This window comes from Chitinophagaceae bacterium (assembly GCA_030053935.1).
Taxonomy (GTDB): Bacteria; Bacteroidota; Bacteroidia; order Cytophagales; family JASGCU01; genus JASGCU01.
In genome coordinates this window covers 1-12,702 of sequence record JASGCU010000068.1, presented here as the reverse complement: position 1 = coordinate 12,702, position 12,702 = coordinate 1, and the positions used below count along the sequence as shown (strand labels likewise).

The following is a 12,702-nucleotide window of genomic DNA, read 5'->3' as shown; positions in this document are numbered from 1 at the left end:
AATATAATAGGTGGGTTCTAAAAATTGATTTCTTCAAAAAAAATGATACAGTTTTTAGGATTTGAATTGTTAGAACTCCTCTTACATTAATAATACCCTATCCTTATCGCAATGTACAGGAGAGTTTCAAAAAGATTCCCCGAAGGCAATGTAAAATCCGTTGTTCCCGTCCTCCCCTATCGCATAGTCACAGCGAAAGTGTATGTTCTCTTTTCTATCTACCACAAACCTTAATCCCGCTCCCATGTTATATTTTATATTGTTGTGAGAAAGATATTTTGTATCCATAGAATACAAAAGAGAGGTTCCTCCAAAAACAGCCATTCCGATTCTCCAAAAGAGTATACTTCTGATTTCTACTTGTAAAGAGTGCAGTATTTTGTCTCGGAATTTGCCATAGTAATACCCTCTTACCAATTTATCTCCACCCAAATAGGCATAATCGTAAAAAGGGACGTTTCCAAAATTACATTCTTGGAATAATTTTGTGGCAAGGGTAATCTTGTTTCCTAATGTCTTATAGTATCGGACATCTAAGGAGGATTTGTTATAGAATTTCCCTGAAAAATTAGCGGAGCTGAGAAAGGAAACGTAGCTTCCTGTGGATGCGCCCAAAAGGTTATTGCGTGTGTCTCTTAACAAAGCAACCCCAATTCCTATATGAGATGTATTTTGGAGTTCGGGATAGAGTTTTTTTGTGGGCAGTATATCCGAGTAGTTGATATATCTTGTGGATATGCCTGCAAACAAGTTATTTCCTATTCTTTTGAAATTGTATGTTTCAAAGAGTATTCGGTTGCTTTGGAAAACTATTTTATCTTGTTCTGAAATATATGCTCCGATTCCGTAGTATAAGTCGGGATAGCGGGAGAGGTGAATAAGACCGCTGAAAAAATATCTTTCTTTTTCTGTAAATATGTTCCATCCCGATTCTACGATGATTTGTTTGTTCCATGTGTATTGGATTTCTATTTTGGCGTTAGAGGTTCTACAAGAAGAATCTTGGTGAAGACGGATTGTGAATAGAGTGACAGCTCCTATATAAAAATTTGTTTCGGGGCTATTTCCAAAAGTAGGCACGGGGAGTATGTTTACCTTTTTTGGTTTTTTTTTATCTTGGGAGAGAGTAATTATTGTAGAGAAAAGAATGAAAAAACAGGATAAGCAGAGAATCTTAACGAGCATTCTTCGTGGAATCATTCTTCGGGTTTATTCTTTAAAGCCATGAGAATATCATAACTGTTCTGCACTACAATATCTTTGTTGAGAAGTTGGGCATAATTTTTTATTTCCACAAAACCATCTTCTTTGTTTCCAATTTCTACTTCTACCGCATGAAAAATGTTGTTCCCATCGGATGTAAAAATATAGTCCTTACCTTCAAAGTTTACGATGGCTTTTTCGGGGATAGCAAAGGCATCGACTGGTTTTGTGTGTATCTCTGCATTCATATACATTCCGACGAGTATGTTTGCGTCAAAATCAACGAAATGGCAATGAACCTCTACGACTCCGTCAGTGTCTATATTTTTACTTATCAATATAATCTCGCATTCGTGCTTTTGATCGGGATTATTATTGGTAAAAGCAATAATTTTTTGTCCTATTTTGAGGGCGTGTATATCTTTTTCAAATACCTTCAGGGAGAGATGAACATCTTCGGTGTTTATGAGTTCTACAATTGTTTCTGTAGAAGATATATACTGCCCTTTATTCACAAAGACTCGCATCACTATTCCATTTATTGGGGAAGTAATAGTTATATTTTTTGATATATTATCTTGGGTGAGGTTTTCGTGGTTTATATTGAGCAGAGATAGTTTTTGGATAAGGGAGTTCCATTTTATTTTTTTTGTATAAAATGTATTTTTTGTCTGATAGAATACTTTATCGCTTATTGCTTTCATTTCAAAGAGGTCTTTTTGTCGGATATATTCTTGCTGGGTGAGTTCTAAATCTGCTTTTGCTAATAAATAATCTTCTTGTATCTGAATATAAGCATAATCCTGCAAAACGGCTAACACTTGGTTTTGCTTCACCACCATTCCGGGCAACAGTTTTATACTTACTAAATAACCCGATATGGGAACGTGAATAGATACTTTGTTTTCGGGAGGGAGATCTATTTTACCACTTGCTCTTATGAGAGAATATACCTGTCTTTTCTCTAAACGTGCTGTCTCTATTTTTAGAGAATTTGCTTGTTCATGAGTGAGTTTTATGGTATTTGTTTCTTCCAAAAAAGTATGGAGAGGAAGTGTTTGTGTTTTTTTTTCGGTAGAAACTTCAGAACATCCGTTCAAAATCAAGAGCAATAAGAGAGATAGGTATTTCATAGTATCTTAAAAGATCTGTTTTTTTCTATTTCCTACTCTCATTTGTAATTGTTGTTGGTAATGTTCCCAATCTTGAATATGATTTTTAGCAATGCCCGATTGCATAGCAGCTTTTGCGACTGCTGGAGATACAGTGCTTATCAAACGGGGATCTATAATTTTCGGGATAAGGTAATTTTTTCCAAAGAATATATTTTCTTTTTTATATATTTTTATTATAGATTCTAAAATAGTTTCTTGGGCTAGTGCTGCAATGGACTTTGCTGCCGCAAGTTTCATTTCTTCATTTATATGAAGAGCTCTCACATCCAAAGCGCCTCTAAAAATATAGGGGAATCCTAAAGCATTATTCACTTGGTTTGGGTAATCGCTTCTTCCGGTTGCCATAATAATATCTTTTCGAGTGGATATAGCAACGGGGTAGGAAATTTCAGGATCGGGATTTGCTAAGGCAAATACTATAGGGTTATCAGCCATCGACAAAAGCATATCGGGAGTTATTTGGTCGGCAGAGGAAAGGCCTAAAAACATATCGGCATCTTTTATTGCTTCTTTTAGAGTGAGTTGTTTTCCATTGACAACATATTTTTGTTTCATAGTGTTTAAATCTTCTCGAGAACTATGAATAAGACCTTTACTATCAAACATAAGTATATTATCTTTTGTCATTCCCAAAGAAACATACATATCAGCACAAGAAATGCCTGCAGCCCCTGCGCCTAAAATAACTACTTTGATAGAATTTATTTTTTTATGGGCGATTTCTAAAGCATTTAAAAGAGCGGCGGAACTTATGATAGCAGTCCCATGTTGGTCATCATGCATGACGGGTATATTCATTTGTTTTTTGAGTTCTTCTTCTATCTGAAAACATTCGGGAGCTTTTATGTCTTCTAAATTTATTCCTCCAAAAGTGGGTTCCAATGACTTTACTATTTCTATAAATTTGTCTGGTCTTTTTTCATTAATTTCTATATCAAATACATCTATGCCTGCAAATTTTTTGAATAGTATTCCTTTTCCCTCCATAACGGGCTTGGAAGCTTCTGCTCCAATATCTCCTAATCCTAAAACTGCTGTTCCATTAGAGATAACTGCCACTAGGTTTCCCTTAGATGTATATTTATAAACATTTTCTTTTTCTCTATATATCTCTAAACAAGGTTCGGCTACGCCTGGGGAATAAGCGAAGGATAGGTCTTTCTGATTTTTGACCCTTTTCGTAGAAATAACTTCTATTTTACCCGCAGGAAATTGAGAATGGTATTCTAAAGCATTGTGTTGTTTTTTTTTTGTTCTCATTTTGTTTTTATTTTTTAATTGTGAAAGATTGACAACGGTGCGTTTAGTACTCTTTTTGAAATATGGTTAAAATATTTTTTTATAATATTAGTATCGGAAAGAAAACTCTTCATTTTTAAATTTTAGTCATTTTTTTGATTGTTTTTTTGTAATATACTAATACGTATTTTTAAATAGTTAGGGTTTAAAAATAAAGAGAGAGAGGTTCCCCCCCCTCCTTTTATTAATTTAAATAAATACTAAAAAACTATTCTATTTTTATTTTTTCCTTTTTTAAAAGTCCACCTGAATTATCAAAAATAAGTAGTATATAATATCCTGGTTTTACAGTAGAAACTTGTATACGAGAATCTGTAAAATACCCATTCATAACTTTTTGTCCATTCATGCTCATCAATTGATAGTATTTTTTATCTACTAATGTTTTATCTACTTCTATATAAAAACCGTTCTTTACAGGATTTGGATATATCTTTATAAGAGAATTATTTTTTTCTATAGAAGTAAGCTGATTTAGTAGGTTGCCGTTTACAACAACATTTTGATTCGTAGGTGTTGCTGCATTATAGATTTCATTTCCTTCTTGGTATGCCGTAATAACTGCTGTACCTCCTCCTCTTATAGTAAGAGTGTTTCCACTTACAGAGACAAAAGTATTAGCACTACTAAAGCTTACAAGTAATCCAGATGTAGAAGTAGCAAATAATGGGATAGTAATATTTGTTCCCGAAAATGTTTGTGTAGGTATCGTTGTAAAGGTAATGACTTGATTCATTTTGTTGGATATGTTTCCTACATCAAAACTGTCTTCTTGTGCCCATTCTCCACCTGCAAAAGATGCATCTATTGCCTGAACACTCCAATAATATCTTTTTCCTTTTTGCAAAGAAAGAGTACAAGAAGTTCCTTGTATAGTTCCGCGGCTAACAACAGAACGCAAACCTGATTTTGCTACACTCATATCGGAATTGGAAGATCTAATACTGTTTTTGTTAGTTTTTTCTCCTACATAGATATTATATGACAGTCCATTTGTTTGATTTGCATCTACAGAAGGTGTCCATGAAAACCTCACGGGAATCATACCGTTTGCGGGTACATTTGCTTCAGTTATATTAGCTACATCGTTCAAAGTTACTATACCTGGTTTCGTATTAAAAACATTTCCATTATTACGATACATCTTTGCAATAGGTCCAGATAAAGGATTCCAACCAGCTAAGAATATATCTAAATCATCGTCATTATCTATATCACCGAAATTTGCACCTGCTTTTATGCCTGCTCCTGCAAAAGTAGTAGAATCTACATTTGTGAGAGAAAAACTTCCTCTATTGTTAAAGTAGAGACGAGCACTTGCTGTTATTAAAAATTGTCCACCAAATGAATCAATTTTAGACCCTGATAAAAATAAGTCAGAATATCCATCGTTATTAAAATCTCCAAAAATACTTACGGAAGCATTAATTCCTAATTTTTGAAAAGTAGTTGTATCTGCTGTAAAACTCGATCCTCCGTTATTTTTATAGAGAATTGTACGGGGACGAAAATTTTTAGTAATATTAATATCAGCAGTATTAATATCATCATAGTTAAAAATATTAATAAAATCAGAGGTTAATCCACTCACAACCAAATCTAAATATCCGTCATTATTATAATCACCGAAATCAGTAGATGTTCCGAGCATAGGAGAGAAAGGGAAATTACTTCCTGTTTGTTCCACAAAAGCAGTTCCTCCGTCATTTCTATATAGCGATACGGGGTTGCCTACTTCAGAAGTATCTCTTTCTAATGTATCAGATGCTACAAAGAGGTCTAAGTCACCGTCATTATCATAATCTCCTGTGATAGTGGAACTATTCGTAATACTTTGAATTTTTTTAAACGGGATATTTAATAATTCAAATCCTGTTCTATTATTCTGATAAACTCTGGATATAGATTCAGTATTAGCATTAAAACCAAATAAGAAAAGATCTAAGTCCCCATCGTTATCCCAATCAGTAAAATTGCTATTAGAAGGACCTACTCCTTCAAACACGTCTGTAAAAATAGGTATAAAGAGAGTGGTTTCTCCTCTACTATCATTTCTATATACTTGTGAAATCCTACTACTTCCGTTTACGAAGAGACCTACTGTTGTATCATTATCTCCTGTTATGAAAATATCTAAGTCGCCATCGTTATCTATATCTATCATATTAGAAGATCCATTTTTTACCGCTTCAAAATTGGTATCCGATACTTCTGTATATTCTCCATCTCCCTCGTTTTTATAGAGTTTTGCAGATATTTTATTTTCTCCATATCCTCCTGTTACTAATAAATCTAAATCACCATCTTTATCATAATCTCCAAAAGTACTTCCTGGTGCTACAACTCCTGTGAAGACATCTACCGAAGTTTCTGCTATGGTTTTTAGTGTAAAACTTTGAACATTAGATGTAAAAGTATCGTTTCCTGTTGTTATTTGTATTCTGTAATAGAAAGAAGTACTATTACCAAGATTAGAAAAAGTAATTTTTTTAGAAGTAAGTCCTGTTACATTAGTATTATTTGCATTTGTAAAATCAATACTATTAGAAGTTTGGACTATAATAGAAGTAGCATTTGGTTCTTCTCCCCATGTAGCCGTATAAAAAATTGTATTTCCCTTTTTTCTTATGTCTTTAGCGGGGAAGGCATATGGTTTATATATAGTAAAAACCACTTCATCAGACCATTCAGACCCTGCATAATTTAAATCTATTGCTTGGACTCTTGCAGAATATACTCCCGAAGATAATTTATTTATATATGCAAAATGAGTTTGAAAATCTCCTCTTGTTGCTATTTTTCGTATTCCCGTAATGCTGTCTGCAATATCTACATCTAATGAATAAGTAATATTATTATTTCCTTGCTCATCTGTAGATGGGGTCCATCTGAGTTTCAAAGAATCAGAAATAAAAGTTAATCCTATTGGTTTTGTAGGTTTTGTGTTCGTTGAAGTGTCCGTATTTAAATATAATTTAGTAATATTATTGCCGCTATTATTTATTCCTGATAATAATACATCTATCTTTCCATCTTTATTTACATCAGCAATACTTATATCAGATTGTTTTACTCCTGTTAAATTTGATGGTATCTTACTAAATGTTGTATCATTATATTCATAAATATGTGTTATTGGTGTTTGATTAGAAGTATCTCTTCCGGCTATGAGCAGCTCTATCTTTCCATCATTATCAATATCTGTGAAAACCGCACTTGGAGAATCGTCTAAACGGGGTATTAAAAAATCTTTTTTTGTAACTCCGTTATAAAATCGTTTTTTATTATATCTATATTTATCTAAAAATCTATCCGTTCCATCTAAAATTCGAGATATACTCCCATCTAAAAATCTATCTATACTTCCATTTTTATCGTAATCAGCAAAAGCAAGTGCGGGATCTGGGGCACCTAATGAATCTTGTGCTAAAGAATAACCGTCTCCATTGCTATTAATATAAAGATAAGACCTGGATCCAAATTCTTTGTTATATCCTGAATAAAATAAGTCTAAATATCCGTCTTTATTTATATCTATAAAAGATCCTGCTGCGGCTCCTACACCTTTCAGTGAGTAAAATCCTGGTCTTGTATCTACAAAAAAACCTCTTTTCCCATCATTTCTATATAAGAGAGCTGTAACATCTTGAAATTGGTTTGTTCCCGCAACAAAAATATCTATGTCTCCATCATTATCATAGTCTCCTACGGCACTTGTTCCTCCGTATTGCACACCTCTAAATGTGCCTGGAAATACTTCATTGAATCCCCCTTGTCCATCTCCTTTATACAGTGATGCAATAGGGGTATTAACAAAGTATCCTAATCCTATTAGATCCGTTGCTGCACTTGGAATATTAGTCCAACTAGAGTCATTTCTGCCTACTATAAAAAGGTCAAGATTACCATCATTATCATAATCTAAAAAATTACTCGAGCCATACATTACTCCTCGTACAGAGCTAGGTATTGCAGAGAAGCTTGTTCCCCCATCATTTCTATAGAGTTTCGCTGTTACTGTTCTTATCCTGGTTGTATCATTCACCAATCTTCTTCTAACAGTGTCTTCTCCAGAAATAAAGAGATCTAAATCTCCATCATTATCTATATCTCCCCAGCTACTGGTAGCATACGATAGTTGTATAAAACTACTACCTGTAAATTCGGTCAGCTGTGCTTGGGCTGAAAAGGATATAGATGCTATAATACACAGCATTTTCACTAATTCAAAAAAATTACTTTTCATTTTTAAATTTGGTATTAAATAAAATTAATAATTAATTAAAAAAAATATGTTTACACTATTTCTCAAAAACCAAGTATCTGTATTCAACTTTTTTCTTTCAAAAATAAAAATACCGTACGCGTTCTTGATGGGAATACGTTGTACATATTTTATAATATGGTATAATATACTTTTTTATTAAAGATTTTTTAAATATGTAGATAATATTAGTTTTTTATTTGTGTTTTTTTATAAATAAATGCTTATAATTTTTAATAAATAGGTAATTATTTAATGTCTGCAAGAAAACTCTTCATTTTTAAATTTTAGTCATTTTTTTGATTGTTTTTTTGTAATATACTAATACGTATTTTTGAATAGTTAGGGTTTAAAAATAAAAAGAGAGAGGAAGCATCCCTCTCTCTTTTATTATTTAAATAAATACTAAAAAATTATTCTATTTTTATTTTTTCCTTTTGTAAAAGTCCTCCGTAATTATCAAAAACAAGTAGTATATAATATCCTGGTTTTATAGTAGGAATTTGGATCCGAGAATCTGTGAAATATCCGTTGATAACTTTTTGTCCATTCATACTCATCAATTGATAGTATTTTTTATCTACTAATGTTTTATCTACTTCTATATAAAAACCGTTCTTTACAGGATTTGGATATATCTTTATAAGAGAATTATTTTTTTCTATAGAAGTAAGCTGATTTAGTAGGTTGCCGTTTACAACAACATTTTGATTCGTAGGTGTTGCTGCATTATAGATTTCATTTCCTTCTTGGTATGCCGTAATAACTGCTGTACCTCCTCCTCTTATAGTAAGAGTGTTTCCACTTACAGAGACAAAAGTATTAGCACTACTAAAGCTTACAAGTAATCCAGATGTAGAAGTAGCAAATAATGGGATAGTAATATTTGTTCCCGAAAATGTTTGTGTAGGTATCGTTGTAAAGGTAATGATTTGATTCATTTTGTTGGATATGTTTCCTATTTCAAAACTGTCTTCTTGTGCCCATTCTCCACCTGCAAAAGATGCATCTATCGCCTGAACACTCCAATAATATTTTTTTCCTTTTTGCAAAGAAAGAGAAAGAGTATAAGAAGTTCCTTGTATAGATCCACGACTGACAACAGAACGCATACCTGATTTTGTTACACTCATATCAGAATTGGAGGATACGATACTGTTTTTATTAGTTTTTTCTCCTACATAGATATTATATGACAGTCCATTTGTTTGATTTGCATCTACAGAAGGTGTCCATGAAAATCTCACGGGAATGGTACCATTTGCTGGTATACTTGCTTCAGTTATATTAGCTACATCGTTCAAAATTACTACACCTGGTTTCGTATTAAAAACAGTTCCGTTATTATGATACATCTTTGCAATAGGACCTAATAGTGAATTATAACCAGCTACAAATATATCTAAATCATCGTCATTGTCTATATCACCGAAATTTACACTTGCTCTTGTACCTACTCCTGCAAAAGTAGTAGAATCTACATTTGTTCGAGAAAAACTTCCTCTATTATTAAAATAAAGACGCGTACTTTGTGTTCTTGAAATTCGTCCATACGCTGTATCAATATCAAATTTAGACCCTGATAAAAGCAAGTCAGAATATCCATCGTTATTAAAGTCTCCAAAAATATTTACGGGGTCATAAATCCCTAACCCTTGAAAAGTAGTTGTATCTGCTATAAAGCTTGACCCTCGGTTATTTGTATAGAGAATTGTCTGAGCACGGATACGGCTAATATTAATAATACTATCTTTAAATAACATTCCAGACACAATCAGATCTAAATATCCATCATTATTATAGTCACCAAAATCGGCTGATGTTCCTATCAGAGTAGTGAAAGGGAAATTACTTCCTGTTTGTTCTACAAAAGCAGTTCCTCCATCATTTCTATACAGTAATGTAACAGGGTTGACTACTTCAGAAACATCTTTTCTTAATATATCAGTTGTTACCAAGAAATCTAAGTCACCGTCATTGTCATAATCTCCTGTGATAGTGGAACTATTCGTAATACTTTGAATTTTTTTAAACGGGATATTTAATAATTCAAATCCTGTTCTATTATTCTGATAAACTCTGGATATAGATTCAGTATTAGCATTAAAACCAAATAAGAAAAGATCTAAGTCCCCATCGTTATCCCAATCAGTAAAATTGCTATTAGAAGGACCTACTCCTTCAAACACGTCTGTAAAAATAGGTATAAAGAGAGTGGTTTCTCCTCTACTATCATTTCTATATACTTGTGAAATCCTACTACTTCCGTTTACGAAGAGACCTACTGTTGTATCATTATCTCCTGTTATGAAAATATCTAAGTCGCCATCGTTATCTATATCTATCATATTAGAAGATCCATTTTTTACCGCTTCAAAATTGGTATCCGATACTTCTGTATATTCTCCATCTCCCTCGTTTTTATAGAGTTTTGCAGATATTTTATTTTCTCCATATCCTCCTGTTACTAATAAATCTAAATCACCATCTTTATCATAATCTCCAAAAGTACTTCCTGGTGCTACAACTCCTGTGAAGACATCTACCGAAGTTTCTGCTATGGTTTTTAGTGTAAAACTTTGAACATTAGATGTAAAAGTATCGTTTCCTGTTGTTATTTGTATTCTGTAATAGAAAGAAGTACTATTACCAAGATTAGAAAAAGTAATTTTTTTAGAAGTAAGTCCTGTTACAGTAGTATTATTTGCATTTGCAAAATCCATACTATTAGAAGTTTGGACTATAATAGAAGTAGCATTTGGTTCTTCTTTCCATGTAGCAGTATAAAAAATTGTATTTCCCTTTTTTTTTATGTCTTTAGCTGGGAACGTGTATGGTTTATATATAGTAAAAAAGACTTCATCAGACCATTCAGACCCTGCACCATTTAAATCTATTGCTTGGACTCTTGCAGAATATTCTCCCGAAGATAATTTATTGATATATGCAAAATGAGTTTGAAAATCTCCTCTTGTTGTTATTTTTGGTATTCCCGTAATGCTGCCTGCAATATCTACCTCTACTGAATAAGTAATATTATTATTTCCTTGCTCATCTGTAGATGGAGTCCATCTGAGTTTCAAAGAATCTGAAATAAAAGTTAATCCTATTGGTTTTGTAGGTACTGTATTGGTTGAAGTTCCTGTATTTATGTATAATTTAGTAATATTATTTCCTCTATTATTTATTCCTGATAATAATACATCTACCTTTCCATCTTTATTTACATCGGCAATACTTATATCAGAGCCGAATACTCCTGCTAAATTTGATGATATCTTACTAAATGTTGTATTATTGTATTCATAAATATGTGTTATTGGTGTTTGATTAGAAGTATCTATTCCAGCTATGAGCAGTTCTATATTTCCGTCATTATCAATATCTGTAAAAACAGCACTTGGGGAACCGTATACACGTGGTATTGAAAAATCTTTTTTTGTAACTCCGTTATAAAATCGATTTTTATTATATCGAAATCTATCTGAAAATCTATCTCTATAAAAGGATTTTTTATAAATTGTTCTATAAAGGCTATCGCCATAAAATCCGTCTATGCTATCTAAAACGTTAGTTATGAGTTCTACGCCAGTTGCCACTTGAGTTATATTTCCATCTAAAAATCTATCTATACTTCCATTTTTATCATAGTCAGCAAAAGCAAGCGCAGGCTCTGGAGCTCCTAATGAATCTTGTGCTAAAGAATAACCGTCTCCATTGTTATTAATATAAAGATAAGACTTGGATCCAAATTCCTGGGTATATCCTGAATAAAATAAGTCCAAGTATCCATCTTTATTTATATCTATAAAAGATGCTGCTGCGAGCCCTACAACTTTCAGTGAGGAAAATTCTGGTCTTGTATCTACAAAAAAACCCATTTCTCCATCATTTCTATATAAGAGAGCTGTCAAATCTTGCGATTGGTTTGCTCCCGCAACAAAAATATCCACATCTCCATCATTATCGTAGTCTCCTACGGCGCTTGTTCCTCCGTTTTGTACACCTCTAAATGTGCCTGGAAATACTTCATTGAATCCTCCTTGTCCATCTCCTTTATAGAGTGATGCAATACTGGTATTAGTAAGGTAAGCTACATAAAGCTTACTTGCCCCCTTTGGGATTTCACTCCAACTAGCATCATTTCTGCCTACTATAAAAAGGTCAAGATTACCATCATTATCGTAATCTAAAAAATTACTCGATCCGTACATTACTCCTCGTACAGAGCTAGGTATTGCAGAGAAGCTTGTTCCTCCATCATTTCTATAGAGTTTCGCTGTTACTGTTCTTATCCTGGTTGTATCATTCACCAATCTTCTTCTAACAGTGTCTTCTCCAGAAATAAAGAGATCTAAATCTCCATCATTATCTATATCTCCCCAGCTACTGGTAGCATACGATAGTTGTATAAAACTACTACCTGTAAATTCGGTCAGCTGTGCTTGGGCTGAAAAGGATATAGATGCTATAATACACAGCATTTTCACTAATTCAAAAAAATTACTTTTCATTTTTAAATTTGGTATTAAATAAAATTAATAATTAATTAAAAAAAATATGTTTACACTATTTCTCAAAAACCAAGTATCTGTATTCAACTTTTTTCTTTCAAAAATAAAAATACCGTACGCGTTCTTGATGGGAATACGTTGTACATATTTTATAATATGGTATAATATACTTTTTTATTAAAGATTTTTTAAATATGTAGATAATATTAGTTTTTTATTTGTGTTTTTTTATAAATAAATGCTTATA

Annotated in this window: 5 protein-coding genes; all 5 read right to left on the bottom strand. The window is 32.5% G+C overall.

What is annotated here, in order from left to right:
- Window positions 1-126 precede the first annotated feature (126 nt).
- Entirely contained in the window at window positions 127-1,200 is a 1,074-nt protein-coding gene (locus QM536_07365; protein MDI9356822.1) for a BamA/TamA family outer membrane protein, read from the bottom strand.
- Entirely contained in the window at window positions 1,197-2,336 is a 1,140-nt protein-coding gene (locus tag QM536_07360) for an efflux RND transporter periplasmic adaptor subunit (GenBank protein MDI9356821.1), read from the bottom strand. Before QM536_07360 ends, QM536_07365 begins: the two co-directional genes overlap by 4 nt.
- A gap of 6 nt (window positions 2,337-2,342) precedes the next feature.
- Window positions 2,343-3,638 (bottom strand): malic enzyme-like NAD(P)-binding protein, encoded by a 1,296-nt coding sequence (locus QM536_07355; protein MDI9356820.1) that lies wholly within the window; start codon window positions 3,636-3,638, stop codon window positions 2,343-2,345.
- A gap of 247 nt (window positions 3,639-3,885) precedes the next feature.
- Window positions 3,886-7,923 (bottom strand): FG-GAP-like repeat-containing protein, encoded by a 4,038-nt coding sequence (locus QM536_07350; protein MDI9356819.1) that lies wholly within the window; start codon window positions 7,921-7,923, stop codon window positions 3,886-3,888.
- A 431-nt stretch (window positions 7,924-8,354) separates the two neighbouring features.
- Window positions 8,355-12,455 (bottom strand): FG-GAP-like repeat-containing protein, encoded by a 4,101-nt coding sequence (locus tag QM536_07345; GenBank protein MDI9356818.1) that lies wholly within the window; start codon window positions 12,453-12,455, stop codon window positions 8,355-8,357.
- Window positions 12,456-12,702: the final 247 nt, after the last annotated feature.